Raw genomic sequence first — 25,465 nt, 5'->3', positions numbered from 1 at the left:
AGGTGGCAAGAACGGCGGCGCTCCAGGGTCTGTTTCCTCACTGCGGCCGGCCGCAGTGAGGAAACAGACCCTAGTCGACAGGGCGCCGCTGAGTGGGAATCTCCGCAGGGGTGTAGCGGCCCGACTCGAGCGACCAGTCCACGTTGCCGCGGATCCAGTGGACGAGGTCGCCGATGCCGACGACGCACGTCGGGTCGTCCCACCAGCGCGCCTCTAGCCGGTCGCGGGCGACCTGGAACTCGAGCACCCGCTCGTCGTGCTCGGCCACGGCGGCGAGTACCGCCTCGTCCAGCGACAGCCGGTGCTCCCGCTGGAACGAGAAGACGATGTTGTGGTGGTCGCCGACCGCGGCCTCCTTCGGCCACGAGATCAGGTCGTTGAAGATCCCGATCACCGTGCCGGCGGCGCGCCGCGCGGTGGCGAAGTCGGGGTCCTCGAGCAGCCCGGCGGGCAGCTCGATGCCATACATGGGCTCGATGAGGTCGAAGAACATGTCGGTGGCCGCGCTGTGGTGGCGCATCTTGCGGTACTCGTCCAGCCGCGGCGGCCGGTCCGCGGTCCGGTTGCCGCCCTCCCACAGCGTGCCGGCCAGGTAGTCCGCGACGTGCCCGACGAACCGCTCCCGCCAGGCCGCGCTGACCCGCGGTTCGGTGCGCCGCCACACCTCGCCCAGCGCCGCGGCCAGCGGCCGGCCCAGCGCCGCGCGGAGGATCGGGGCCGGTTGCTGGTCGCGCAGCAGCCGCACGACCTCGGTGACCGCCGCCCGGGGCGGCTCCGGATCGCGCACCAGGGCCCGCTCCAGCAGGTCGTCGAGGACGAAGATGCTGATCAGCCAGGCCGTGGCCAGGCGTAGCTCCGGCTCGTCAGCGTCGGGGTGGGCGCGGCACATGAGGTTGGCGAACTTGGCCCGCGCGAAGGCCGCGCGGGCACCGGGCCGCTCGAGCAGTCCGTGCCGGGTCGCCCAGTGCAGCGACCAGCGCTGCACGGCGTCGGCGTGCGGAGAGATCGCGGGCGTGAACGGGCACAGCACCGAAGGGGACGCGAGTTCGCCCCGGTACGTCATTTCGTGCAAGATGCATCACCCGCCCGCCGTGGTATCTCATCGTCGCGCCGAAACACGCGCAGCGCGACCCCCCGGTGGGCGTTTATCGGATTTTGTGAGCCTTGTCCGCCTGTGCATGTTCTGCACGCGCGTCGCGCCTCGACTTGACCAGGGAGGCGACGGTCGTGATGGCGAGGGTGCCGATGATGACCGCGAGTGACGCCTGGATGCCGATGTGCGGGGCCCACCCGACGTGCTTGCCGCCGTTGACGAAGGGCAGGTTGTTGTCGGCGAGAGCCTCCAGGAACAGCTTCACGCCGATGAAGCCGAGCACGACGGCGAGGCCGATGGAGAGGTACACCAACCGGTCGAGCAGGCCGCCGATCAGGAAGTACAACTGCCGCAGTCCCATCAGCGCGAAGACGTTGGCGGTGAAGACCAGGTAGGGCTCGGCGGTCAGGCCGAAGATCGCCGGAATGGAGTCGAGGGCGAAGATCAGGTCCGTGGTCCCGATCGCGATGAGCACCACGATCATCGGCGTCATGTGCAGGCGGCCGCGCTCGTCACGTGCCGTGAGCCGCGACTCCTCGTACTTCGGGGTCATCGGCAGCACCCGCCGCGACCAGCGGATCAGCGCGTTCTCCTTGAAGTCCTCCTCCTCGGTCTCGCCCTGCATGGCGAGCTTGACCGCGGTGTACACGAGGAACGCGGCGAAGATGTAGAACACCCACGAGAACCGGGCGATCGCCGCCGACCCGATCGCGATGAACCCGCCGCGCATGATCAGGGCGAGCACGATCCCGATGAGCAGGATCTTCTGCTGGTACTGCCGCGGCACCTTGAACCGCGACAGGATGATCACGAAGACGAACAGGTTGTCGACGGAGAGGCTGTACTCCGTCAGCCAGCCCGCGTAGAACTCCCCGGCGTAGTTGCCGCCCCACTGGGCCAGCACGAACAGGCCGAAGAGCAGGGCGAGCCCGACGTACACCGTGACCCAGATCGTCGACTCTTTGATCGATGGTTCATGGGGGCGGCGCGCCACGATCGCGAGATCGAAGAGCAGTATCGCGCCGAGCCCGACGAGAGTCGCTGTCCAGATCCATCCGGCAACGTCCACGTGTTAATCCTCCGGTAGACACACCACAGGCCACGCCGACCCGGAGGGCCGCGTGAGCTGTGTAGTTGACACCGGAGGTCTCTTCCGCCATCCGCGTTAGCCGGATGACCGGCGGCGCCGGGTGTGAGCCCCACGTCACCGTGGGCACCGTGCTGACGACGACCGCCGCTGGGGAATACTCCCCTCCTGTTGCTCGTCAACCATTGTCCACCCGGCCGCCACGTCCCGACGCGCGGGGCCGAAAAAATGTCGTACCCCACGTCTATCGTGCGGGCAGGTGGGGGTTTTTCCAACGCTCACTCACGTCCGCGCCGTCGAGAGGAGTGCGATCGTGTATCGACAAGGTGACGTCCTGCTGGTGCCCGTCCCGGCCGCGGAGGTGCCCGCGACCGCCGTTCCCGCACCTCGCGACCGCGCGGGCCGCATGGTCCTGGCCCGCGGCGAGGCGACCGGCCACGCCCACGTGATCGTCGGCCCCGACACCCACCTCCTGGCCGACCGCGACGACATCGACCGCCTCTTCGTGAGGATCGTCACCAAGGCGCGGGTCGTCCACGAGGAGCACGGCACGATCACGATCCCGGCCGGCTCCTACCGCATCGTCCGCCAGCGCGAGTACGTCCCCGGCGCCTTCCGCTATGTGGCCGACTGATGCTCCCGCCCCTTCCCAGCTGGATGGCCGCCCAATGACCTCGACCCTCGCCACCCCCGAGTCCCGGGCCGCCGCCCTGGGCGCGGTCTCGGCCAAGTGGCTGGCCGCGGGCCTGTCCACGGCCCCGGCCGACCGCCAGGCCGCCGCCGAAGCGGTCCGCCTCGCCTACCGCTCGGCCGGCCTCCCGGAGCCCCGCCACATCGTCTGGTTCGCGTCGCCCCTCGCCGGCGCCCGCGCGGCCGCCCTCCTGACCGGCCGCCGCGGCCTGCCCGGCGCCACCCCCGACGCGGCCGACGCCGTCGTCGAGGCCGAGCTGCGCGCCCAGGGCTGCCCCCCGGTGCACGGCTCGGCGGGCCCGTCGGTCCGCGCCGCCGTCCGCACCAACCCGTGGGCCGCGGCCCGCGCCGAGGCGCACGAGCTGCTGGGCCCGGACGGGTGGGCCGGCCTGTGGTCCGCGTGCGGGGCGGACGTGTGGCGCCTGGTGAACGACCGTCTCGCCACACCGCTGCGCACGCATCTGCGGGGGGAGCTGCCGGTTCACGCGCGGGCGGTGCTGCTGGACGCGGTGGGCGGGCAGCACGACGCGGGCTGGCTGGCCGCGTTCGACGCGGCCGCGGCTCCGTATGTGCCGGCGCCCACGCCCGCTACTCCCTCTGCTGGGGCGCCTTCTTCCTCGACTTGGGCTTCTCCTGCCGGGTCGGTCTCGTCCGCTGGGCCCTCGTCTTCCGCTGGGCCCTCGTCTTCCGCACCGCCGGAGCCCCAGTTCAGTGCGGGCCCCGTCGGCGCGGCCGCTTGGGCCACCACTCGACCCGCCGCTTCGACGCCTTCCTCTCCGGACGCCGCCCCCGCGCCTGTGTTCAGCGCCGGCCCGGTCGGCGCCGTATGGGCCACGACCGGCCCGGTCCCCGGCGAGGCGGCCCTGCACGCCGTGCAGCGCCTGGCTGGCCTGGCCGGGGTGGCCCGCTCGGCCGGCTGGTGGTGGCCCTACGCCAGCGTCGCCATCCTCACCGACCGCCCCGACGCCGTGCACCGCGACAACATCGGCCGCCTCCACGCCGCCGACACCCCCGCCCTGCACTACACCGACGGCTACGCCCTGCACGCCTGGCGGGGCATGCCCATCCCGTCGGACCTGGTCGAGCGCCTGGGCCGCCTGACCTACCGCCAGATCGCCGACGAACGCAACGCCGAGCTCCGCCGCGTGATGCTGGAACACTTCGGCTACGAGCGCTACCTCCGCGAGGCCGGCGCGCAGCGGGTCGCCCAGGACGAGGCCGGCGTCCTGTGGCGCCTGAACTTCAACGACGACGAGCCCCTGGTCATGGTCGAGGTCATCAACAGCACCCCGGAGCCGGACGGCACGAGCCGCGTCTACTGGCTCCGGGTCCCCCCGACAACCCGAACCCCACGCGAGGGCGTGGCGTGGACCTTCGGCCTGACGGAGGCCGAGTACCACCCCTTGATCCAGACCTGACCCATACCTTCACCTCCGGAGCCCACGGCTGCCGGCTGACTGGGAGCGCGCGGGGCGGTCGGCCGGCACCCGCCGCCGTCCGCGCGCCCCTGCCCCGAACTTCGTTGCCGGGGTCGGGGCCGGCGCAGAGTCGGGGATGGCCATGTCGCTGCCGTGGAGTCGGTCTCGCCCACGTCGCGCACCCCTGGCACCGCTTCGAGCGCGCCGGCCGGCAGCCGCTCCGGCCAGGTCGCGCACTCCGGTCACGGCCCTGCGGCGCCATCTGACCCCGGCCTGCGCACGCTGCCGGCACGCCGGCGTGGAGTCGGCCCGGCAGCGCGTCCGATCAGGGTGCGACGGGCAGCAGGACGTACGAGGGCGCCAGGATCTCCTGCCGCACCTTGCGCAGCTCGAGCTCGTGCCCCAGCGGCGCGCCCGTGCCCGGGTTGCGGCTGAAGCGCGGGTGGGCGCCGCCGCTCACCTGGATGCGGATGCGGCGGCCCGCGGCGAACCGGTACGCGGTCGGCCACAGGTCCACATGGATCGGCGCGGCCGGGTCGCGGTCGGTGGTGGCGCGGGCCAGTCCGTCGCAGATGTTCCAGGAGCGGCCCTGGTCGTCGACCTCGCAGAGCCGGACGAACACGTCGAAGTACGCCGCGGGAGCGTCTTCGTCCCGTCCCGCCGTCGTCGCGCGCACCGTGATGTGGGCCGAGACCGGGCCGACCACGTTGAGCGCCTCGACCAGCGGCGCCGATGTGAACGTCAGCACGTCGGACCGCGCCTCGAGCGGCCGGTTGTCCCGCCGCCCGGCGATCTTTCCGATGAGCCTCGGGCCGCCCAGGGCCGGCGTCGGGTCCTTCGGGTCGTACACGAAGGAGTCGAGCACGTCGCCCTCGCTGTGCCGGGCCGGCGTCGCGACGAACGCGGTTGGCGTGGGCCAGTCCAGTTCGTCGGGGTCTGTCCCGTTCGCGGGCGCCGGGGTCGCGGTGGGCCAGTCCGATTCGTCCGGGTCGGGCAGCGACGCGCGCGAGATGGCCGGAGAAAGGGTCGGCGCCGAGGTGGGCGACAGGGCCTGGGCCGGAGCGGGGGAGAGGGCCGGCGCCGGGTCGGCGGAGCGGGGTGCCGTCGCGGGGGAGGGGGTCGGCCAGCCCAGCTCGTCGGGCGTGAGCAGGTCCGGGTCGTCGGGCGTCAGGGCCGCCGACTTGGCCAGGTGCCAGCGCTGCGGGGTGCTCGACGGGGGCGGCCAGTCCGCGAGCTCGAGCCAGCCCTCGGCACCGCCGACGTGGACGCGTACCGGACGGTCGCGAATCTGCTCGGGACCGCCGGTGTGCGCGCGGAACCAGGCGACGGCCTCGGCCGCGGAGTGCTGGAAGAGGCCGGCGCTGCCGTGGTGCCAGGGGCCGATCGTGAGGTGCGGCCGCTGCCCGGCCGCCCGCAGCGCCGTGTAGTCGGCGAGCTGCCAGGGCAGGAAGATGTCGTACCAGCCGCCGATCATGAGCACCGGGGCGGCTACGTGTGGCAGGCGGTGGGCGTGGCCGCGCTGCGTCCAGTACGACGACGCCGGGTCGGCCTCGGCCAGCCAGCGCTGGAAGAACTCGATCTCGGCGCCGACGGTCACGCGGTCGGCCTCGGCCATGGGCACGCGCGCGAGGCCGCGCTGCAGCCGGGGCTGGCCGCGCAGGAGCTCGACCGCGTTCTCCAGCCGCGGGCCCCTCTGCGCCTCCAGCAGGGCCGACCAGGTCAGCACCGTGTCGAGCGAGAACGCTCCGCCCGCGTACGTCGGCGGCCCGAAGTCCGAGGCGGTCACGATGGTCGCCATCGCCTTGAGCTCGTCGCCGGCCTCGGCGGCGAGGGCCCACTGCACGAACCCGACGTAGCTCGGCCCGTACGTGAGCAGCCGCCCGTCGTACCACGGCTGCCGGCGCAGCCAGTCGAGCGTGTCGAGCCCGTCCTCGCGCTCCTGGAGCAGCGGCTCGAAGGTACCGCTGGAGTCGCCGGTTCCCCGGCAGGACTGGATGAGCACGTTGAAGCCGCGCTGCGCGACGGCCCGGCAGAGGATGTTGACCGGCGCCCCGCGACCGTAGGGCGTGCGCACGAGCACCGTCGGCACCTCGCCGTCGATCGCGGGCGCGTAGTGATCGGCGCGCAGGTTGGCTCCGTCGCGCATCCGGATCGGGACGCCTCGCGTCACCCGGACCCGCCCGGACACCGCGGGCGGCAGCTTGAGCAGACGACCAACGGGATCCAGCCTCATGCGTCCCGAGCGTAGTGCCCGCCCCAACCGCCCCCGCGACGTGACCACGGCTTGGCTGTACCTCAGCAGCCCGGAGTCCACGCACGACGCCGCGTGCAGGCCACGCAAAACGACATGTCGGGCGCTCCGCGCCGCGACATGTCGGATTTATGCCCTGGCGGGGTATAAATGCGAAAAGTCGTGGCGCGGAGCGCCCGACTTTTCGGGGCCACACGGCTACAGGTGCACCGCGGCGGACTCCAGGCCGCGCACTCCAGCGAGTCTGGTGGACTCCTCATCGAGTGCCGTTCGTGTCGCGGCCGTAACTGGAACCCAGGGTGTCACCGTCACGTCGAGGCGCCTGCGAGCCGCCGCCCGGGCGCGCCAGGTTCCCGCGATGTCGCCGTCCAGCAGCAGTACGCCCGGATTGCCGAGTATCCGCCAGACCTCCTTGGCCTGGGCCTTGTCCGGCACCAGCACGGTGCGGTCGCGCGCCTGCAGGAACGGGTCCGACGGCGGCAGCAGCCGGACGCCGCGCACCGGCGGGGGGTCGAGCAGCGCGTCCAGGTTCTCGGGCGGCAGCCAGGCCTTGCGGCCGTCGACGGACACCGGCGCCAGGTCCGACGGCCAGATCGGCTTCAGCGCGGTGACCGTCGTCCCGAGGTACTTCGCGACGTCCCCGGGCGTCGCCGGGCCGAGGATGCGCAGGTACGCGCGCACGAACCCGGCCGTCCCGGACGCCGGCCCGGGCAGTGGCGGGCGCGGGTCGAGCGGGGCGAGCACCGTCTTGGCCGCGTCCTCCTCCAGGCGTACCCCGCCGCCCAGTCCCGCCTGCTGGAACAGGCCGCCCGAGATGTGGCGGGCGCCGCAGGGCTTGCAGTCGTAGGTGAGCTCCTTCGGGACCCGGTCGCTGACCGCGCGGCTCACGTCGCCCTTCGCCGTCGGGGCGCGGACCACCTCGCGGAGCGCGGCCGCCGTCGCGCGGAACGCCTCCAGGCCCAATTCGAACGCGCCCTTCGGCAGCTGGCCGGTCGCGAACCGGGCCGCCGCGTCGGCGTCGGAGAGCGGCCAGAGGGCACGGGCGAGCGCGGGCAGGTCGGCCGGGCGGTGCAGGTGCGGGGCGCCGCGGGTGGTCCAGGCCAGGGTCAGGTCGCCGGCGAGCGGGTCCGTGCAGCGCGCCGCGAGCGCCTGCCGGGCGGTGCCCGCGGGCACGTTGGGCACGCCGAGGTCGAGCACTCCCAGGCCGGCCGGGTCGCCGCCGAGGCGCTCGTGGAGGCCGTTCATGACGCTGCGGTACCGCATGACCTGCGCCCGCCCGATCACCGGCCCACTGCTCATGGCGCCATTCTCGCCCGCCGCGCCGGGCCCTTGCCCGCCACCCCCGCGCGGGTGCACGATCGATATATGGCGGAGGAGACCTTCACGGACGCCGAGATGGCGTTCCTGCGCCACGCCCGCTTCGGTGAGCTACCGGCGCGCGTGCGGCCCGAGGACCGGGTCGAGCTCGAGGAGACCGACCCGCCGCGGGCGTGGATCGACGTCGGCGACAGCATCGAGCAGCAACGTGCCCTGCAGCCGGGCGCCGGCAGTTCGTAGTCCGCGTCAGATGCGGTGATGGGAGCCGTCGGGGTCAGGCATCTCGGGGTCGTCGGTCATGTCGGTGTCCGGCGGGGTCGTCGCGGCCGACGGCGGGGTCGAGTCGGGCGGCGCCCACTCGGATTTGCGCTCGTCGTCCAGCGCCTCGTCGGTCTCGCCCTGGGTGGCCCGCCCGGCCGCGCCGGAGCCGATGAGCGAGTGGTTGAATTCGTTCATACCTGCAGGCCTACCCGTGCCACGAACGGGCAAACCGCGCACAGATTGTCCGACCGGCGGTACACCCGGCCTGGCTGAATCGCCGGGTGACTTCGGTTGAGCAATTTGCCTATGGCTGGATCACGCCGACGCTCGCCCTCGCTATGTCGATCCTGGGCTGCCTGCTCGGCACGTTTCTGACCAGCCGCTCCCGGTCGTCCAACGGCGGCAGCCGGGCCCGCTGGCTGACCCTTTCGGCGCTGTCCATCGGGGGTACCGGGACCTGGGTGCCCCATTTCATGGCGATGCTCGGCGTCGACGTGCCGGGCACCGACGTGCGGTACGACATCCCGATCACGGCCCTCGGGCTCGGCATCGCGGTGGTCGTCTACTGCCTCGGGCTCTACATCGTCGGCTGGGGCCGCCCGAGCGTGTGGAAGATCCTCCCGGCCGGGCTGTTCACGGGCATCGGGCTGACCGCGGTGTACGCGACCGGGCCGCTGTCCATGCGCGTCGCCGCGACCATCGCCTACGACGCCCACACGCTGCTCGTCGCGGCCGGCGCGGCGATCGTCGGGGCGATCATGACGCTGTGGTGCGCGTGCGTCGTCCGGGGTACCGCCGCCATGCTCTGCGCCTCGGTGATCATGGCGCTGGCCGTGTGCGGCACGCATTACCTGGTCATGGCCGCGCTGCGGGTGCAGCTCGCGCCGAGTGGCGCCGGGGTCGAGGGCGTCACGCTGTTCACGATGCTGGCGCCGGTGTGCGTCGCCGCCTGTCTGGTGCTGGCGGGGCTTGCTTACAGTACCGTCGGCTTCACCGTGCGTCAGGACACCGCCGGCGAGGAGGCGCTGCTGCGCCGGGCCCGGGACATGTACCCGATCGCGACCCTCAGCCGCGCCGCCGCGCACCGCCGCCGGCAACGCGAAGGGGACCGCGGTCAGACCGCGGTCCCCTGACACCGTTGAGCCCGGCGCCGAGCGTTACTTCAGCGCGGCGGCCGGGTCGGCGGCCACCTGGACGAGCCGCTCCGGCGTGACCGAGCCGATGAGCACCCGGCCGTCGTCGGTGAACAGGACGCTCACCAGCTTGCTGTTGAACGTGCGGCCCCCGTTGCCGGTGGGCAGCTGTGAGATGGCGTCCTGGGCCTTCTTCTCGTCGTCGGAGGCCGCCCCCGAGGCCCCGTTCGAGTTCCGCAGCACCACGACAGAGGCCCAGCCGGTACCGATGACGGCGGTCTTCGGCTTGTCAGCGGCCTTGCCGTTCTGCTGCATCTGCTGCTTCGCCTGATCCGCCTTCTCGTCCGAGTTCCCCTCGGTGACCTTGGTGCCGGCCGGGGGGTTGAACGAGAACTCGGCGCTGTCCGGGCGAGCGAAGTTCACCGAGGTGAACGCCACCTCGAACGCCGGGTTGGCGGTACCGCGGGGCAGGACCTGCACCCGCAGCGGCAGCTTCTCCTTGGCGTCGATCGCCAGGCGGACCTCCCCGACCAGCGACGAGGTGTCGCGGGGCCGGAGCACGAGCTCGTAGGCGTCACGGCCGGCGATCTTCGCCGACGTGCCGGTGGAGACCTGCGTGGTCGGGTCGATCGCCTTGAGCGCCAGGTCGGCGGCCTCCTGCGGCGACTTCGGCAGGTCGGTCGGCGACGGCTGGGCGCCCCCCTCGCTCTCCCCGGGCTTGCCGGTGAAGTGCTGCGCCTCCTTGGCCTGCGAGTCCCAGACCCAGGTGTCGTTGCCGTTGTGGATGATGTCGCTCTGTCCCTGCGTGCCCAGGAGTGAGACGCGGGCCTTGTCGGGGCCCGAGTACCACACGCGCAGGGTGTGCTTGCCCGAAACGAGCGACGTGAGCTTGGCGCTCTGGTCGCCGGTCAGCAGCGGAATCGCCGGCAGCCCGAGATCGGCCCGCTCGACCACGGTGCCGGACAGTCCGTCCAGCGTGGCCGTCTGCAGGTCGACCAGCAACTGCGCCGCGGTCCGCGGCGGCAGGTTCGGCTCGGCGGCGACGGCGAGCGTCTTCGCTGCCACGCCAGCACCGACCACAGCGACCGCAGCAGCCGCGGGCACCGCCCACCGAAGGACGGGTCGTGACGTGAAGTTCGACATTGGTTGCACCTCCTGCCAACCATGGTGCGGTGATACGGCTGTGACATCGCTGAGACCGTCTGTGCCGTGACTCAGTTGAGCATGCCACGCTGTACCGCGTGCGGCTGCTGGTAGTAGAGGACGAGATGCGCATGGCCAACGCGCTCCAGCGTGGCCTGCAGGCGGAGGGCTTCGCCGTGGACGTGGCCGGCGACGGCCCGAACGGGCTCGAGATGGCCCGGCACGGCGGGTACGACGCGGTGATCCTGGACATCATGCTGCCCGGCTTGTCCGGGTATCGGGTGGTGCAGACCCTGCGCGCCGAGAAGAACTGGGTGCCGGTGCTCATGCTCTCGGCCAAGGACGGAGAGTACGACCAGGCCGACGGGCTCGACTGCGGCGCGGACGACTACCTCACCAAGCCGTTCTCCTACGTCGTGCTCGTGGCCCGCCTGCGCGCGCTCCTGCGCCGCGGCGCGCCCGAGCGGCCGAGTGTGCTCACGGTCGGGGAGCTGACCCTCGACCCCGCCCGGCGCCGCGTGGCCAGCGCGGGCGAGGAGATCGTGCTCACGGCGCGGGAGTACGCGCTGCTGGAGTACCTCATGCGCCGCCCCGGCCAGGTGGTCTCCAAGACGGAGCTGCTCGACCACGTGTGGGACGCCAGCGTCGACACCGCGCCCAACGCCGTCGAGGTCTACGTGGGGTACCTGCGGCGCAAGCTCGGCCGCGACCTCCTCGAGACCGTCCGCGGCGCCGGCTACAGGCTGCGCACGTGACCAGTCCGGAGCGGAGCGACGGGGCTGGGCGCCTGGAAGCACGGGGTGGACCTCAGGCCGCTGCCGAGCGAAGCGAGGTTTCGGCATGAGGTGGTGGGCGTCACTTTCGTTGCGCGGTCGCCTGGTGCTGCTCGGCACCACCGGCCTCGTCGTCGGCCTGAGCATCGCTGGGGCGGCGATGGCGTTCGCGATGACGTACAGCTTCCGCGGTTCCCTGGACCGCTCCGCCGACGCGACGGTGGCCGAGATCGCCTCGCTGCTCGACGAGGGCGGCAAGCTCCCCGAGGCCCTCCCGGCCCCCGCCAACCAGGTCGTGCAGATCCTCGACCCCCAGCGGCGCGGCGTCGTGGCCGGTGATCGAAATGCCGATTTGTTGGTACCCATCCTGCGCGGACCGGAGGTCGAGCGCGCCCTGCGCGGGGAGCGCGTGGAGGTCCCCGGCGACCGGGCGGTCCAGCCCGACAGCCTGCGCGTAACCGCCCGTCAGGCCGCCGACGGCCGGATCATCCTCGTCGCCGTCCCGCTCGCCGACTACCACCGCAGCCTCGAACTGCTGCGCAACGCGCTCTGGGTCACGTACCCGGCCCTGATCGCCGTCCTGGTCGCCGTGGCCTGGCGCGTGGTGGGCGTCGCGCTGTCCCCGGTGGACCGCCTGCGCTCAGGTGCCGAGCGCATCACCGGCGCCGCGACCGACGAGCGCCTCCCGGTCCCGCCCTCCAGCGACGAGATCCAGCGCCTGGCGATCACCCTGAACCACATGCTCGACCGCCTGGCCGTCTCCCGCGCCCGCCAGCGCTCTTTCATCGCCGACGCCGCCCACGAGCTGCGCAGCCCCCTGGCCTCGATCCGCATCCAGATCGAGGTGGCCCAGAAGCTCGGCGACTGGGCCGCGGTCTCCGACGACGTCATCGCCGACCTGGACCGCCTGGCCCGCCTGGTCGAGGACCTGCTCCTCCTGGCCCGCGCGGACGCCTCGGACCCACGCCGGGCGGCCGTGGAGCCGGTCGAGCTGCGAACGCTGCTGAACTCCCTGGCCAAGCGCTACGACACTGTCACCGTCGAGCCCGGCGAGTCCCTGTGGACCGAAGGCGACCCGGACGCGATGCTCCGCATCGTGCTGAACCTCGTCGACAACGCGGTACGCCACGCCCACAGCCGCGTAACCCTGGCCGCCGTACCGGAGGGCACGTCAGAGGTCCTGGTAACGGTCACCGACGACGGCGAGGGCATTCCGGCTCCCTTGCGCGAACGCGTCTTCGACCGCTTCGCCCGCCTGGACGACGGCCGCGCCCGCGACGCGGGCGGCAGCGGCCTGGGCCTGGCGATCGTCCGCGAACTGACCCGCCGCCACGGCGGCACAGTTCGCCTGAACGACGCCCGCCCCGGCGTACGTGCCGAGGTCCGCCTACCCCGCCTGCCCGACAGCACTATGTAGCACACGCCTTGTGGAGTGCAGGTCGGCGCTCCACTGCCCCGCCTACCCGACAGCACCAGGCAGCGCACGTCCTGCGGTGTGCAGGTCGGTGCTCCACTGCCCCGCCTACCCGACAGCACCGTGCAGCGCACGTCCTGCGGTGTGCAGGTCGGTGCTCCACTTGCCCCGCCTACCCGACAGCACCGTGCAGCGCACGTCCTGCGGTGTGCAGGTCGGTGCTCCACTTGCCCCGCCTACCCGACAGCACCAGGCAGCGCACGTCCTGCGCTGTGCAGGTCAGTGCTCCGCCTGCCGGGCCTGCCGAACAGCACCATGCATGGCACACTTCGCCGGCCTGCGTATCTCTGCTCCACCTGCCGTTGTCTGCCTGATAACTCCGTACAGCGCGCGTTCTGCGGTCGCCACGAAGTCCGCGGTCCGGCAGCGCTACCTGACCCGTTCGGCGCGGTCCCCCTCCTCAGCCGAAGGTGACCTCCTTCGTCGCCGCGGTTCCGCCGCGCCGCCCCGGGGCCCGTTCGTCCGCCCAGTACAGATTGGTGTGGGCGATCACCAGCGCCGGCGCCGGCGCGCCCCACTCCGTCAGGTCCTCCGTCGTGTGCGCGTCCCCGACCAGAGTCGCGTCGTAGCCGCGCACGAGTGCCCCGTGGAGCGTCGCGCGGATGCAGGTGTCGGTCTGCGCACCGGTGACCACGAGCCGCCCGACACCCCGCTCGGCCAGCCGCTGTTCCAGATCCGTGTCCTCGAACGCGTCCGAATACCCCTTGTGCACCAGGGGCTCCGACTCCTGCCGCACCAGCTCGGCGACGATCTGCCAGGCTTCCGTGTCGCGGTGGAGGTGCTCGCCGTCGGAGTGCTGCACCCACACCACCGGCACGTTCTCGGCGCGGGCCTTGTCGAGCAGTGCGTTGATGTTGGCAATGACGCTGTCACGGTTGTGCGCGCCGTTGACGGTGCCGTTCTGAACGTCGATGACGAGGAGCGCGGTGTGCGGCCGGTCAGGCAATGTCGTCATGCCAATGAACCTAGACCCAGACCTTGACAGTGTCAAGGTGACAGTGTCAGTATTACAGCATGACCGCACAGGAATGGACGCTCGACGAGCTGATCGGCAAGGTTGCCGAGCGGCTCGACGACACCGCCTACGCGGGCGCGCCGAACGGCAGGGTGCGGGAGGTTCCCGATGCCCGAGCCGTCCGGTGGTACACCACGATCGGCCTCGTTGACCGGCCCGTCATGCGCGGACGGACGGCTTGGTACGGGCCTCGGCACCTGGCCCAACTGGTGGCGATCAAGCGGCGGCAGTCGCAGGGCTTCAAGATCGCGGAGATCCAGGCGGAACTGGCCGAGGCTCCGGATGAGGTGCTCCAGCGCATCGCGGATCTGACCGACGTCAACGCCAAGTCGACGGCCACCCCGCGCCGCTTCTGGGTGCAGCGGCCCGCCGACTACGCACGAACCCAGCCGGGCCTGGAACAGGAAGACAACGAGGACGGGGACGACGGGGACGCGGACGGGGACGGGGACGGGGACGGACCTGAGTTGGCCCGGCGGAAGCCGTCCGAACCGGCACGGCCGGGGCATGCACGGCCGGAGCCCGGGGATGTGCGGCCCGAACTGGACGGCGTGCGGCCCGGACTGGGTCGTAAGCGGCCCGAACTGGGGCATGTGCGACCCGAGGTGGGGCGCGTGCGGATTGAGCCGGGTCACCTCGGGCCGGAGTCGGACTTGGAGCGGCCCGAGGCTGGGCGCATGCGGATCGAGCCGGGTCACGTCGGGCCGGAGTCGGGCTCTGGGCCGGTGGAGCGCGTGCCTCCGGAGCGGGGGAGGCCGGACCAGCAAGCGGGGCCGGCCGTTGCGGGGCTGCTCAGCGGGGTGCCGCTGGGCGGAGGAGCGGTACTGCTGCTGAACACGACACCGACCGAGGGCGACCTCGAGGCCATTCAAGGCGCGGCCCGCGAGCTCATGGACCTGCTCGCAACCCGGGGACTTGTCACACCGGACGAGACGACGACGAGGAGAGGGAACGCAAAATGAGACTCGCGACGATGACCGAGGACGAGGCGCGCACGGCCGCCGCGCCCGCGGACGAGGCCGGGCTGGGTGCGCTGCGCACCGAGCGCGGCAACCTCCCGCTCGACAGGCTCGAGGTGCGGGCCTCGATCACCGGCCTGGTCGCCCGCACCGATCTCACCCAGGAGTTCGTGAACGTCCACCGGGAGCCGCTCGAGGCGACATACGTCTTCCCGTTGCCCGACCGCGCGGCCGTGATCAGCATGGCGATGACCGCCGACGGCCGGACCGTCGAGGCGGAGCTGCAGGAGCGGGGCGCGGCTCGGGAGGCGTACGACAACGCCATCGCTGCCGGGCAGCGCGCCTCGATCGCCGAGGAGGAGCGGCCCGACGTGTTCACCATGCGGGTCGGCAACATCCTGCCCGGCGAGCGGGTCAGCGTGAAGCTCTCCCTCGTGGGGCCGCTCGCGTTCGAGGACGGCGAGGCGACGTTCCGCTTCCCGCTCGTGGTGGCGCCGCGGTACATCCCCGGGGCGCCGCTCGACGGTGACAGTGTCGGCGACGGGCACGCGCTGGACACCGACGCGGTTCCCGACGCCTCCCGGATCAGCCCGCCGGTGCTGCTGCCCGGCTTCCCCAACCCGCTGCGGCTGTCGATCGACGTCGACATCGACCCCGCGGGACTGCCGCTCGGTGACGTGCGGTCCAGCCTGCACGCGGTGGAACAGGCGGAAAACCATGTGTCGGTACACCCCGGTGAGCGCGCGAACCGGGACTTCGTGCTTCGACTGGCGTACGGCGCGGGGGCGCAGAGCCTCGTGCTGGCCCCCGATGCCGAGGGCGACGAAGGCACGTATCGGCTGACGGTGCTGCCGCCCGAGCCCGACGCACCGCCGCGACCGCGGGACGTGGTGCTGCTGCTCGACCGCTCGGGCAGCATGGGCGGCTGGAAGATGGTGGCGGCCCGCCGGGCCGCGGCCCGGATCGTCGACACCCTCGGGTCCCAGGACCGCTTCGCGGTGCTGGCCTTCGACGACCGGATCGAGACGCCGGAGTCGTTGGGGGCGGGGCTTTCCGGCGGTACCGACCGGAATCGCTATCGGGCCGTGGAGCATCTCGCGCGCGTCGACGCCCGCGGCGGCACCGAGCTGCTGGAGCCGCTGCTCGAGGGGCTGCGCCTGCTCGGCTCCGACGGCACTCGCGACCGCGTTCTGGTGCTGGTCACCGACGGTCAGGTCGGCAACGAGGACCAGATCCTGCGCACGGTGTCGTCGGCGCTGCACGGGGTTCGGGTCCACACGGTCGGCATCGACCAGGCCGTCAACGCCGGCTTCCTCGGCCGTCTCGCCATCGCCGGCGGGGGACGCTGCGAGCTGGTCGAGAGCGAGGACCGGCTGGACGACGCGATGGACAGCATCCATCGGCGCATCGGCGCGCCGGTGGTCAGCGGCGTGACGATCGCCGCGGAGGGGCTGGCCCTGCTCGACGACACCCGCACGCCGGCGCGGCTGGCGGATGTGTTCCCGGGCGTGCCGTACGTGGTCACCGGGCGCTATCGCGGCCCGGTCGCGGGTGCGCTGGCGGTCCGCGGCACGACTCGCGACGGCAGCCCCTGGTCGGCGACGGTCACCGCGGAGCGGCACGACTCCACGGCGCTGACGGCGGTCTGGGCGCGTTCCGTACTGCGGGACCTGGAGGACCAGTACGTCACCGGCGCCCCGCTGGAGCAGCGGATCACCGAGATCTCGCTGCGGTTCGGGGTGCTTTGCCGGTTCACCGCCTTCGTGGCCGTCGACAGCCGGGTCGTCACCGAGGGCAGCGACCCGCGCAAGGTGACCCAGCCGGTGGAGAGCCCGGCGGGGTGGGAGATGGCGCGCTCGGCGCCGCCTCCGCCGCTCCGGCCGACGCTCGCCTCGATGCCGACGGGGTATGGGACGGCCGCGGGCGGGGTGCCGTTCGCGGTCTCGGCGGCGCCGCAGTTCTCGGCCCCGCGTCCGATGGCCGCCCCTCCAATGGCCGCACCTCCGATGGCCCCAGCGCCGATGGCCAGGCCAGGGGGTGGCGGGCCGGTTCAGCGCAAGGCGGCGCTGCACCGCGGGCGCGCCCGGCAGGTCTTCATGCAGGACGTGGACGAGGACGATGACGGCTTCGCGGGCGGGGGCCTGGACGCGCGCACGCTGGCCACGCAGGAGGCGGCGCGGTTGCGGGAGGCGGAGGGGCGGCCGGAGTACGAGCGGCGGGAGCTCCTCGAGGACCTCGGGTCGCGTCTGGCCGCGCTGTCGCTGCCGGAGCTTCGGGCGCTGGCTGAGGCCCTGACCGCGGAGTCCATCGCCGCTCGTCCGCTGGCTGAGCTGTGGGAGTTCGCGCTGGCGGAGCTGGACCGGGTTGCGGGTGGCGGTGGCGGGGGCCGGCCGCAGCGTAAGGCGTTCTGGAAGCGCTGATGCCGAGGTAGTGCGAGATGGCGAAGGGTCCGGGTGTCGTTGGGCGCCCGGACCTTCCTGCTGTCGGTATAAACGGACCGGCGGGGGAGAGAGATGAGGGTCAGACCGCCGCCGCGAGGAGTGGTAAGCGGGGGAGATGGGGTCGGGCCGGTGGTCCGACCTCGGCCTGGCTGTCGATGTGAGCGGCTTGCGGCAGAGGAGAGCCAGACCGTCGGTGCGAGCGGCTTGTGAGTGGGAGATGACGGGCGGGCCGGCGGTCAGACCTCGGTGATGTGTGGTGATGTGCTGTCGGGGATGAGTTCGGCCTGCGGGTGGGAGAGATGAAGGCGGGGGGTCAGGCCGTCGGCCAGACCTCGGCCAGGAGTTTGCGCGTGTCGGTCAGGAGCTGCGGCAGGACCTTTGTGCGGCCCACCACCGGCATGAAGTTCGTGTCGCCGCCCCATCTCGGGACTATGTGCTGGTGCAGGTGGGCCGCTATCCCGGCGCCCGCCACGGCGCCCTGGTTCATGCCCAGGTTGAAGCCGTGCGCGCCGCTCACGCGGCGGATCACTCGCATCGCCGTCTGGGTGAACGATGCCACCTCGGACGTCTCGGCGAGGGTGAGGTCGGTGTAGTCGGCGATGTGGCGGTACGGGACGACCATGAGGTGGCCCGGGTTGTACGGGTAGAGGTTGAGGATCGCGTACACGACCTCGCCGCGCGCCACGACGAGGCTCTCGTCCGGGGGCAGGCCCGGGGCCCGGCAGAACGGGCACCCGGTCGGCTGGTCGTGGTCGTCGGCCCGGTCCTCACCCTTGATGTACGCCATGCGATGCGGCGTCCACAAGCGGTCGAGTTCGTCCGGTTCGCCGGGGTTGGTCACTCGGGCGCCCCTGGCGTGGGTGCGGGGGCGGACGGGCCGACGTTCACGCGGGAGCGGACCACGTCCACGACGTGGGCCACGGCCTCGGCCAGGGGTACGCCGTTGCGCTGGGAGCCGTCGCGGTAGCGGAAGCTCACCGTCCCGTTCGCGACGTCGTCGTCGCCGGCGATGGCCATGAAGGGGATCTTCTGCTGCTGGGCGTTGCGGATCTTCTTCTGCATGCGCTCGTCGGAGTGGTCGACCTCGACGCGGATGCCTTCCTTGCGCAGGAGGTCGGCGAAGACGAACAGGTAGTCGGCGTGGTCGGAGCGGATCGGGATGCCGACGACCTGGACGGGGGCGAGCCAGGCCGGGAAGGCGCCCGCGTAGTGCTCGGTGAGGACGCCGAAGAAGCGTTCGATCGAGCCGAAGAGCGCGCGGTGGATCATGACCGGCTGCTGGCGGGAACCGTCGGAGGCCTGGTACTCGAGGCCGAAGCGCTTCGGCTGGTTGAAGTCCACCTGGATCGTGGACATCTGCCAGGTGCGGCCGATCGCGTCCTTCACCTGCACGGAGATCTTCGGTCCGTAGAACGCCGCGCCGCCCGGGTCCGGCACGAGGTCGAGACCGGAGGCCTCGGCCGCGGTGCGCAGGGCCTCGGTCGCCTCTTCCCAGTCGGCGTTGTCGCCGATGAACTTGGGGGAGTCGTCGCGGGTGGACAGCTCCAGGTAGAAGTCGTCGAGGCCGTAGTCGCGCAGGAGGTCGAGCACGAACTGCAGCAGGGAGCGCAGCTCGCCGCCCATCTGCTCCTTGGTGCAGTAGATGTGCGAGTCGTCCTGCGTCATGCCGCGCACGCGGGTGAGGCCGTGGACCACGCCCGACTTCTCGTAGCGGTACACAGTGCCGAACTCGAAGAGCCGCAGCGGCAGCTCACGGTAGGAGCGGCCGCGGGCCCGGAAGATCAGGTTGTGCATCGGGCAGTTCATGGCCTTGAGGTAGTACTCCGCGCCCTCCATCTCCATGGGCGGGAACATGGTGTCGGCGTAGTACGGCAGGTGCCCCGAGGTCTGGAACAGGTTCGCCTTGCTGATGTGGGGCGTGTTGACGAACTCGTAGCCGGACTCCTGGTGGCGCTGCCGCGAGTACTGCTCCATCTCGCGCCGGATGATCCCGCCCTTGGGGTGGAACACGGCGAGGCCGGAGCCGAGCTCGTCCGGGAAGCTGAACAGGTCGAGGTCGGAGCCGAGCTTGCGGTGGTCGCGCCGGGCGGCCTCCTCGAGCAGCTTCTGGTAGTCCTTGAGCGCGTCGCGCGTCGGCCACGCCGTGCCGTAGATGCGCTGGAGCTGCGGGTTCTTCTCGGAGCCGCGCCAGTAGGCGGCGGCGCTGCGCATGAGCTTGAACGCCGGGATGAAGCGCGTCGAGGGCAGGTGCGGGCCGCGGCACAGGTCGGACCAGCAGACCTTGTCCGACTGCGCGTCGAGGTTGTCGTAGATGGTCAGCTCGCCGCCGCCGACCTCCATCACCTCGGAGGTGTCGACGTCGGACTTGACGTCGACGAGCTCCAGCTTGAACGGCTCGTTCGCGAGCTCCGCCTTGGCCTGCTCGACCGAGTCGAAGCGCCGCCGGCGGAAGCGCTGGCCGGTCTTGATGATCTCCTGCATGCGCTTCTCGAGCTTGCCGAGGTCGTCGGGGTGGAACGGCTTGTCGACCATGAAGTCGTAGTAGAAGCCGTTCTCGATCGGCGGGCCGATGCCGAGCTTGGCGTCGGGGAACACATCCTGTACGGCCTGGGCGAGCACGTGCGCGGTCGAGTGGCGCAGCACGTTGAGCCCGTCGGGGCTGGACATGTCGACCGCGTCGACCTCGGTGTCGACGGAAGGCGTCCAGTCCAGGTCGCGCAGCCGGTCGCCGTCGCGGACCACGACGATCGCCTTCGGGCCGCTGGTGGGCAGCCCGGCCGCGGCGACCGCGGCGGCCGCCGTCGTGCCCGCCGTGACCACGATGCGCGGTGGGGCTTCGGTATTCGAGCGCACTGCGGACACGGGCTGCTCCCAGCATCAAAAGGGTCGGTTTTCACACCGATGCTATCGAGCGCGCCGCGACGCTCATCGCAGGGCCGCGAAGACCAGACCCGCAACGCAAAGACGCAGCGCTCAGCGCAAGGCCGCGAAGACGAGACCCGCGACCAGAGCGCCCACCACCGTGCCGACCGCCACCTGTGCCGCGGTGTGGTCCTTGAGCACCACCCGCGACCACCCCACGGCGCCGACGAGCGGGGCGGCGACGATGAGGATCCAGCCGTACACCAGGCAGAGGATCACCACCGACCCGGCCGCCACGGCGGCGTGGATCGACATCTTCCACCAGTGGTTGACCAGGGCGGCCACGACCAGCCCGATGCCCCCGGCCCCGACCGCGGCCAGCAGTTCGCGGTGCGCGTGGGCGAGCAGCAGGACCACGAGCCCGGCCAGCACCGACCCCATCCCGACCAGCAGCGGCACGAGTCGCTGCCGCCGGTCGCCGATGTGGTGGTCGGTGATGCGCCCGGAGCGGACGCCGCGCAGGATGTAGAGGTAGGGCAGCACGCTCTCGAACAGCGCGGCCACCGATCCGAGGGCCAGCCCCCGCGCAAGACCCGGCTCCGTGTGCACGCCGAGGAGCACGAGCAGCACCGACACGAGCACCGCGGGCGCGAACGCCTCCGTCAGCCACCGGGCAACGCGCTGCTTGACCACGGGGGCACACTACCGGGGGTGACGTACGACGAGACCCTGGCCGCGCGGCTCCGGCCGCGCCTCGGCGCCGGGGTGACGGCCAAGCGCATGTTCGGCGGCCTGGTCTACCTGCGCGACGGCAAGATCGTCGCCGGGGTCTACGGGTCCGACCTGCTCGTCCGGGTGGGCGCCGAGGGCATGGCCGAGGCTCTGGCGCGGCCCGGCGTGCGCCCGTTCGCCATGGCAGAGCGAAAAACCCGGGGTTTTGTACTCGTCGAGCCGGATCGAATCAACGAGTGGTACCCCGCAGCGGCATCCGGGTGAAGCCCTTGAGGCTCAGGCTGTCGCGCCGCTCCGGCGGGCCGGCCAGGGCGAGGTCCGGGAACCGCGCGGCCAGCGCCGGCAGGGCGACCTGGGCCTCGAGCCGGGCCAGCGGCGCGCCGAGGCAGTAGTGGATCCCGCCGCCGAAGGACAGCGGCGCGTTGTTGTCCCGGTCCAGTCGCAGCTCGTCCGGGGCCTCGAAGCGCTCGGGGTCGCGGTTGCCGGCGCCGAGGTACGCCACCACGCGCTCGCCCTCGTCGATGGTGCGCCCGGCCAGCTCGACGGGCGCGGTGGCGATCCGGCTGACGATCTGCACCGGGCTGTCGAAGCGCAGCAGCTCCTCGACCGCCGGGTCGGCGGCGCGCGAGGTGACGCGGGCCAGCGATCCGGGGCGCTCCAGCAGCGCCACGAGCCCGTTGGCCAGCAGGTTGGTCGTGGTCTCGAAGCCGGCCGCGAACAGCAGCGCGGCGTTGCTGAGCACCTCGTCGTCGGTGAGCCGGTCGTCGGCGGCCTGGGCCTGAGCGAGCGCGCTGAGCAGGTCGTCGCGCGGCTCCTTGCGCCGCTCGTCGAGCAGGCCGGCGAGGTACTCCCGCAGCCGGGCGGCCGCCGGATCGGCCTTCGCCAGCACCTCCGGCGTGATCACCTGGAGCACCCGGGTCCAGTCGCCGACCAGCTGCTGCAGGCCGGCGCGGTCCGCGGCCGGCACCCCGAGCAGCTCCCCGATGACGGCGACCGGCAGCGGGAACGCGAAATGGGCGACGAAGTCGACCGGCTCGCCGGAGGACGAGAGCCCGTCGAGCAGCTCGGCGACCAGGCGCTCGATCGCCGGCCGCAGCGCCGCGACCCGCCGGGCCGTGAACGCCGAGCTGACCAGGCGGCGCAGCCGGGTGTGGTCCGGCGGGTTGAGCGTGAGCATGCTCGTGAACAGCTGCATCAGCGCCGGGCGCTCGCGCCAGTCGGGGAAGCCGATGAAGGCCAGCATGTCCGGCGGCAGGTGCGCGAGCCGGCCGTCGCGGACCACGGTCTGGCAGTCGCCGTAGCCGGTCACGACCAGGGCGCCGTCCTCGGCCCGCACGATCGGGGAGATCTCGCGGAGGCGGGCGTAGCGCGGGTACGGGTCGGCCCGCCCGGTCATCGTGGTGAGCTCGTCCAGGATCCGGAGTACCTCGTCGTCCTGCACGATGTCCGCCACGCGTCCACCTTAACGGCTCAGCGAAAGTGGCCGATGCGCTCCAGGGCCGGGTCGAAGTGCCGCTCGACGCGGGCCCGGCCGTCCTTCCACCAGCCGGCCGCCTCGGCCAGGTCGTCGGCGGCGGGGGAGTCGGCGTCGACGTAGTAGTGCAGGATACGGGCGCCCGCGCCGGTCTCGTGGGCGAGCAGGATGCCGTCGGCGCCGGACGCGGGCGTCAGGGCGTTGTCCTCGAAGTCGCGCAGCGCCGCGAGCGACTCGGCCTCGGGCAGGCCGGCCTCGGTGCGGTGCCGGTACGGCAGGGTGATCGCCACGTGCGTGTCGAACCGCGGCCAGCGGACCGGGCGCAGCGGCCGCTGGACCGCCACGATGACCGGGCCCTCGGGCGAGTCGCCGCGCAGCAGGATCCACTGCGGGGTGCCGAACTCCTCCCGCAGCGCCTCGACGGCCGCGGCCAGCTCGTTCGGGCGGGCGGCACCGTCGGGCGGCTCGGTCTCCCAGGAGATCTCGCCGATCCACTCCTCGACGCCGTTCTCGCCGAGCAGCCAGTCCAGGGCCAGGAACGTGACGCTGCGGCGGGCGTCCTCGCCGAGCATCCGGAAGCCGGGGTGGTAGGCGACGACGGCGATCTCGGGGGACTCCTCGGCGCGGGTGAACGCGAAGCGCAGCTGGGCCAGGTCGAGCTGGACGCCCTCGCCGATGCCGATGGTGTGCTCCAGCACCGCCGGGTCGGCCTGCCGGGCGGTGTGGTACTCCCAGGTCGCGTCGGCCGGAGGCGCCAGGGCGCCCCAGCGGGCGGCGACGGGCCGCAGCTCGGCCACGCCGGCGGCGGAGACGACGAGGGCGTGTTTGGCGGTCGTACCGCGGTAGAACTCCCACTCCAGGTCGGGGTGGATCGCCTCGACGCGCCGGGAGACCTGCGGGGTGAGCGTGGCCCAGTCGCCGGAGGAGATCGCGGCCTCGACGTCGGCCCGCACGGTCGGCCACCACGTCCAGAAGTCAACGATCGCGCCGCTGTCGCCGGCCTTGCGCTTCGAGCGCCCGAACACCACGCCCCACCCTAACGGTGATCCCGCCGCGGCGGGATCACCGTCCAGGTAAAGGTCAGCGCGTTGCGGCGTGCTCCTTCTTGACCGCCTCGGCCAGGTGCGCCGGCATCGGGTCGTGGCGGACGAACGCGCGGGTGAACGTGCCCGAGCCCGAGGTCATCGCGCGCAGCTCGACGGCGTAGCGGACCAGCTCGGTCGCCGGCACCTCGGCCCGGACGAGGGTGCGCTCGTGGCCCTCGGGGTCCGGCTCGTTGCCCAGCACCCGCCCGCGCCGGCCCGACAGGTCGCTCATCACCGCGCCGACGAAATCGTCAGGCACCCGGATCGTCACCTCGTCGATCGGCTCCAGCAGCGTCGTCTGGCCCTGCTCGGCCGCCTCCCGCAGGGCGAGCGCCCCGGCGGTCTGGAACGCCGCGTCGGAGGAGTCGACGGAGTGCGCCTTGCCGTCGTAGAGCGTCACGCGTACGTCGACCACCGGGTAGCCGGCGACCATCCCGCGCTCCATCTGCGTGCGCACGCCCTTCTCGACCGACGGGATGTAGTTGTGCGGCACCACCCCGCCGACGACCTTGTCGACGAACTCGAAGCCGGAGCCGCGCGGCAGCGGCTCGACCTTGATGTCGCAGACGGCGTACTGCCCGTGGCCGCCGGACTGCTTCACGTGCCGGCCGTGGCCCTGGCTCGGCGCGGCGAACGTCTCGCGCAGCGCCACCTTCACCGGCTCGGTGTCGAGCTCCACGCCGCCGGCGCGGAGCCGGTCGAGCACCACGTCGGCGTGCGCCTCGCCCATGCACCACAGCACGAGCTGGTGCGTCTCGGCGTTGCGCTCCAGCCGCAGCGTCGGGTCCCCGGCCACGAGCCGGCCGAGGTTCTTGGCGAGGGCGTCCTCGTCGGAGCGCGTGCGGGCCGCGATCGCGATCGGCAGCAGCGGCTCCGGCATCTCCCAGGGCGCCATCAGCAGCGGCGACTCCTTGGACGAGATCGTGTCGCCGGTCTCGGCGGTGCCCGACTTCGTCACCGCGACCAGGTCGCCGGCGACGGCGTGCGGCACCTCGCGCAGGTTGGCGCCCAGCGGCGAGAACAGGTGGGCGAAGCGCTCGTCGGCGTCGTGGTCGGGGTGGCCGCGCTCGGCCATGCCGTGGCCGGAGATGTGCACCGGCGTCTCCGGGCGCAGCGTGCCGGAGAAGACCCGGACCAGGGAGACGCGCCCGACGTACGCGTCGATCGTCGTCTTCACCACCTCGGCCACCAGCGGCCCCTCGGGGTCGCAGGCGAGCGGCTCGCGGGGGTGGCCCTCGACGTCGGTGACCGGCGGCACCTCGTGCTCCAGCGGCGACGGGAAGCCGCTGACCAGCACCTCGAGCAGCGCGTCGAGTCCGACGCGGGTCTCGCCGCACACCGGCACGACCGGGTAGAAGGTGCCGCGGGCGACCGCCTTCTCGAGGTCGTCGATGATCACCTGGGTCTCGATCGCCTCGCCGCCGAGGTAGCGCTCCATGAGCGTCTCGTCCTCGCTCTCGGCGATGATCCCCTCGAGCAGCGTGTTGCGGGACTCCTCGATCGCCGGCAGGTGCTCGGCGTCGGGGTCGCGGACCTCGGGCGGGAACCCGGCCGAGTAGTCGAACACGCGCTGGGTGATCAGGCCGATGAGCCCCTCGGTGCTCGTGCCGTCGTCGCCGAGCATCGGCAGGTACAACGGCATCACGTTGTCGCCGAAGACCTCCTGGCACATCTGCAGCGTCTCGTCGAAGTCGGCGCGCTGGTGATCCAGCCGCGTGATCGCGACCGCGCGGGGCATCCCGACGTGGGCGCACTCCTCCCACAGCGCGGCGGTGGCCGCGTCCATGCCGTCGACCGCGGAGACGACGAACAGCGCGGCGTCGGCGGCGCGCAGCCCGGCGCGCAGCTCGCCGACGAAGTCCGCGTAGCCCGGCGTGTCGAGCAGGTTGACCTTCACGCCGTTGTGCAGCAGTGGCGCGCAGGACAGCGTGACCGAACGCTGCTGCTTCACCGCCGCCGGATCGTGATCGGTAACCGTGGTGCCCTCGCCCACCGAGCCGGCCCGGGGAATCGTGCCGGTCGCCGCGAGCAGCGCCTCGACCAGCGTCGTCTTCCCCGATCCGGAGTGGCCGACGACCACCACGTTGCGTACCCTGCCGGGTTCATCAACCACCGGCGCGGTGCCGGTGACACCCTTCTCCTGGACCTTCTGCGCCATCACGCGCCTCCTGAAAGTCTCGCGTTACCTGTGATGAGTCTCACAGTCACGACCTGTTCACCGATCCCACACCCGAAACATCACCGACACAAGCCCACC

The 25,465-nt window shown here is 72.2% G+C and carries 22 protein-coding genes; 9 read left to right on the top strand and 13 right to left on the bottom strand.

Annotated features, from left to right (window positions below):
* Positions 1 to 70 precede the first annotated feature (70 nt).
* Together AB0B76_RS17595 and AB0B76_RS17590 are read right to left on the bottom strand one after the other, a co-directional pair.
* Positions 71 to 1,063 (bottom strand): hypothetical protein, encoded by a 993-nt coding sequence (locus AB0B76_RS17595; protein WP_360375790.1) that lies wholly within the window; start codon positions 1,061 to 1,063, stop codon positions 71 to 73.
* Between the two features lie 82 nt (positions 1,064 to 1,145).
* A complete protein-coding gene (locus AB0B76_RS17590; RefSeq protein ID WP_360375788.1) occupies positions 1,146 to 2,162 on the bottom strand; it encodes a TerC family protein in 1,017 nt (338 codons plus the stop codon).
* Positions 2,163 to 2,493: 331 nt separating this feature from the next.
* Between AB0B76_RS17590 and AB0B76_RS17585 the strand changes: the two genes are divergently transcribed.
* Both AB0B76_RS17585 and AB0B76_RS17580 read left to right on the top strand, forming a co-directional pair.
* Positions 2,494 to 2,814: a hypothetical protein gene (locus tag AB0B76_RS17585; RefSeq protein ID WP_360375786.1), complete on the top strand. Its 321-nt coding sequence runs from the start codon at positions 2,494 to 2,496 to the stop codon at positions 2,812 to 2,814.
* A 34-nt stretch (positions 2,815 to 2,848) separates the two neighbouring features.
* Entirely contained in the window at positions 2,849 to 4,288 is a 1,440-nt protein-coding gene (locus AB0B76_RS17580; protein ID WP_360375784.1) for a DUF6745 domain-containing protein, read from the top strand.
* 325 nt (positions 4,289 to 4,613) lie between these two features.
* On the opposite strand, the gene AB0B76_RS17575 is transcribed toward AB0B76_RS17580, so the two are convergent.
* Together AB0B76_RS17575 and AB0B76_RS17570 are read right to left on the bottom strand one after the other, a co-directional pair.
* Entirely contained in the window at positions 4,614 to 6,521 is a 1,908-nt protein-coding gene (locus AB0B76_RS17575) for a CocE/NonD family hydrolase (RefSeq protein ID WP_360375783.1), read from the bottom strand.
* 216 nt (positions 6,522 to 6,737) lie between these two features.
* Positions 6,738 to 7,838, bottom strand: coding sequence for a winged helix DNA-binding domain-containing protein (locus AB0B76_RS17570; RefSeq protein ID WP_360375781.1), 1,101 nt, complete (start codon positions 7,836 to 7,838; stop codon positions 6,738 to 6,740).
* A gap of 66 nt (positions 7,839 to 7,904) precedes the next feature.
* On the opposite strand from AB0B76_RS17570, the gene AB0B76_RS17565 reads away from it, so the two are divergent.
* Entirely contained in the window at positions 7,905 to 8,096 is a 192-nt protein-coding gene (locus tag AB0B76_RS17565; RefSeq protein ID WP_360375779.1) for a hypothetical protein, read from the top strand.
* Between the two features lie 6 nt (positions 8,097 to 8,102).
* Here AB0B76_RS17565 and AB0B76_RS17560 read toward each other — a convergent pair whose 3' ends face one another.
* Complete coding sequence (locus tag AB0B76_RS17560) at positions 8,103 to 8,312, bottom strand: hypothetical protein (RefSeq protein WP_360375777.1); 210 nt, start codon at positions 8,310 to 8,312, stop codon at positions 8,103 to 8,105.
* Positions 8,313 to 8,398: 86 nt separating this feature from the next.
* Between AB0B76_RS17560 and AB0B76_RS17555 the strand changes: the two genes are divergently transcribed.
* A complete protein-coding gene (locus tag AB0B76_RS17555) occupies positions 8,399 to 9,250 on the top strand; it encodes an MHYT domain-containing protein (RefSeq protein WP_360375775.1) in 852 nt (283 codons plus the stop codon).
* Positions 9,251 to 9,274: 24 nt separating this feature from the next.
* Here AB0B76_RS17555 and AB0B76_RS17550 read toward each other — a convergent pair whose 3' ends face one another.
* Complete coding sequence (locus AB0B76_RS17550; protein WP_360375773.1) at positions 9,275 to 10,393, bottom strand: hypothetical protein; 1,119 nt, start codon at positions 10,391 to 10,393, stop codon at positions 9,275 to 9,277.
* 98 nt (positions 10,394 to 10,491) lie between these two features.
* Here AB0B76_RS17550 and AB0B76_RS17545 point away from each other — a divergent pair, with 98 nt between their 5' ends.
* Both AB0B76_RS17545 and AB0B76_RS17540 read left to right on the top strand, forming a co-directional pair.
* Positions 10,492 to 11,148 (top strand): response regulator transcription factor, encoded by a 657-nt coding sequence (locus tag AB0B76_RS17545; protein ID WP_360375771.1) that lies wholly within the window; start codon positions 10,492 to 10,494, stop codon positions 11,146 to 11,148.
* Between the two features lie 85 nt (positions 11,149 to 11,233).
* Complete coding sequence (locus AB0B76_RS17540; protein ID WP_360375769.1) at positions 11,234 to 12,583, top strand: ATP-binding protein; 1,350 nt, start codon at positions 11,234 to 11,236, stop codon at positions 12,581 to 12,583.
* Positions 12,584 to 13,040: 457 nt separating this feature from the next.
* On the opposite strand, the gene AB0B76_RS17535 is transcribed toward AB0B76_RS17540, so the two are convergent.
* Entirely contained in the window at positions 13,041 to 13,595 is a 555-nt protein-coding gene (locus tag AB0B76_RS17535; RefSeq protein ID WP_360375767.1) for a cysteine hydrolase family protein, read from the bottom strand.
* A gap of 59 nt (positions 13,596 to 13,654) precedes the next feature.
* On the opposite strand from AB0B76_RS17535, the gene AB0B76_RS17530 reads away from it, so the two are divergent.
* A complete protein-coding gene (locus tag AB0B76_RS17530; RefSeq protein WP_360375765.1) occupies positions 13,655 to 14,617 on the top strand; it encodes a MerR family transcriptional regulator in 963 nt (320 codons plus the stop codon).
* Positions 14,614 to 17,034 (top strand): VIT domain-containing protein, encoded by a 2,421-nt coding sequence (locus tag AB0B76_RS17525; RefSeq protein WP_360375763.1) that lies wholly within the window; start codon positions 14,614 to 14,616, stop codon positions 17,032 to 17,034. The genes AB0B76_RS17530 and AB0B76_RS17525 overlap by 4 nt, the downstream gene beginning before the upstream one ends.
* 334 nt (positions 17,035 to 17,368) lie before the next feature.
* Here AB0B76_RS17525 and AB0B76_RS17520 read toward each other — a convergent pair whose 3' ends face one another.
* From AB0B76_RS17520 to AB0B76_RS17510, 3 genes are all read right to left on the bottom strand, one after another.
* A complete protein-coding gene (locus AB0B76_RS17520; protein ID WP_360375761.1) occupies positions 17,369 to 17,842 on the bottom strand; it encodes an HIT domain-containing protein in 474 nt (157 codons plus the stop codon).
* A gap of 50 nt (positions 17,843 to 17,892) precedes the next feature.
* Positions 17,893 to 19,917: a threonine--tRNA ligase gene (gene thrS / locus AB0B76_RS17515; protein WP_360375759.1), complete on the bottom strand. Its 2,025-nt coding sequence runs from the start codon at positions 19,915 to 19,917 to the stop codon at positions 17,893 to 17,895.
* Between the two features lie 111 nt (positions 19,918 to 20,028).
* A complete protein-coding gene (locus tag AB0B76_RS17510; RefSeq protein WP_360375757.1) occupies positions 20,029 to 20,610 on the bottom strand; it encodes a phosphoesterase PA-phosphatase in 582 nt (193 codons plus the stop codon).
* 18 nt (positions 20,611 to 20,628) lie between these two features.
* On the opposite strand from AB0B76_RS17510, the gene AB0B76_RS17505 reads away from it, so the two are divergent.
* A complete protein-coding gene (locus tag AB0B76_RS17505; RefSeq protein WP_360375755.1) occupies positions 20,629 to 20,913 on the top strand; it encodes a TfoX/Sxy family protein in 285 nt (94 codons plus the stop codon).
* Here the strand turns inward: AB0B76_RS17505 and AB0B76_RS17500 are convergent.
* The 3 genes from AB0B76_RS17500 to AB0B76_RS17490 are packed head-to-tail and all read right to left on the bottom strand — an operon-like array spanning position 20,879 to position 25,366.
* Positions 20,879 to 22,102 carry a cytochrome P450 gene (locus AB0B76_RS17500; RefSeq protein ID WP_360375753.1) on the bottom strand — a complete coding sequence of 408 codons (1,224 nt, stop codon included), beginning with the start codon at positions 22,100 to 22,102 and terminating at the stop codon, positions 20,879 to 20,881. The two genes, AB0B76_RS17505 and AB0B76_RS17500, sit on opposite strands and share 35 nt — an antisense overlap.
* Before the next feature lie 17 nt (positions 22,103 to 22,119).
* Positions 22,120 to 23,148 carry a DUF695 domain-containing protein gene (locus AB0B76_RS17495; RefSeq protein ID WP_360375751.1) on the bottom strand — a complete coding sequence of 343 codons (1,029 nt, stop codon included), beginning with the start codon at positions 23,146 to 23,148 and terminating at the stop codon, positions 22,120 to 22,122.
* A 55-nt stretch (positions 23,149 to 23,203) separates the two neighbouring features.
* On the bottom strand, positions 23,204 to 25,366 hold the full coding sequence (locus tag AB0B76_RS17490; RefSeq protein ID WP_360375749.1) for an elongation factor G-like protein EF-G2: 2,163 nt from the start codon (positions 25,364 to 25,366) through the stop codon (positions 23,204 to 23,206).
* Positions 25,367 to 25,465 lie beyond the last annotated feature (99 nt).

The organism is Dactylosporangium sp. NPDC049140 (assembly GCF_040648435.1).
The sequence above is the reverse complement of the archived record's forward strand: the minus strand, read 5'-3'. Positions and strand labels throughout refer to the sequence as shown.

Bases quoted from the DNA above. Each gene is read 5' to 3' on its own strand.
- AB0B76_RS17595 (WP_360375790.1), bottom strand. From the start codon at position 1,063: ATGACGTACCGGGGCGAACTCGCGTCCCCTTCGGTGCTGTGCCCGTTC.
- AB0B76_RS17580 (WP_360375784.1), top strand. From the start codon at position 2,849: ATGACCTCGACCCTCGCCACCCCCGAGTCCCGGGCCGCCGCCCTGGGC.
- AB0B76_RS17575 (WP_360375783.1), bottom strand. From the start codon at position 6,521: ATGAGGCTGGATCCCGTTGGTCGTCTGCTCAAGCTGCCGCCCGCGGTG.
- AB0B76_RS17570 (WP_360375781.1), bottom strand. From the start codon at position 7,838: ATGAGCAGTGGGCCGGTGATCGGGCGGGCGCAGGTCATGCGGTACCGC.
- AB0B76_RS17565 (WP_360375779.1), top strand. From the start codon at position 7,905: ATGGCGGAGGAGACCTTCACGGACGCCGAGATGGCGTTCCTGCGCCAC.
- AB0B76_RS17560 (WP_360375777.1), bottom strand. From the start codon at position 8,312: ATGAACGAATTCAACCACTCGCTCATCGGCTCCGGCGCGGCCGGGCGG.
- AB0B76_RS17550 (WP_360375773.1), bottom strand. From the start codon at position 10,393: ATGTCGAACTTCACGTCACGACCCGTCCTTCGGTGGGCGGTGCCCGCG.
- AB0B76_RS17540 (WP_360375769.1), top strand. From the start codon at position 11,234: ATGAGGTGGTGGGCGTCACTTTCGTTGCGCGGTCGCCTGGTGCTGCTC.
- AB0B76_RS17535 (WP_360375767.1), bottom strand. From the start codon at position 13,595: ATGACGACATTGCCTGACCGGCCGCACACCGCGCTCCTCGTCATCGAC.
- AB0B76_RS17530 (WP_360375765.1), top strand. From the start codon at position 13,655: ATGACCGCACAGGAATGGACGCTCGACGAGCTGATCGGCAAGGTTGCC.
- AB0B76_RS17525 (WP_360375763.1), top strand. From the start codon at position 14,614: ATGAGACTCGCGACGATGACCGAGGACGAGGCGCGCACGGCCGCCGCG.
- AB0B76_RS17520 (WP_360375761.1), bottom strand. From the start codon at position 17,842: ATGGCGTACATCAAGGGTGAGGACCGGGCCGACGACCACGACCAGCCG.
- AB0B76_RS17490 (WP_360375749.1), bottom strand. From the start codon at position 25,366: ATGGCGCAGAAGGTCCAGGAGAAGGGTGTCACCGGCACCGCGCCGGTG.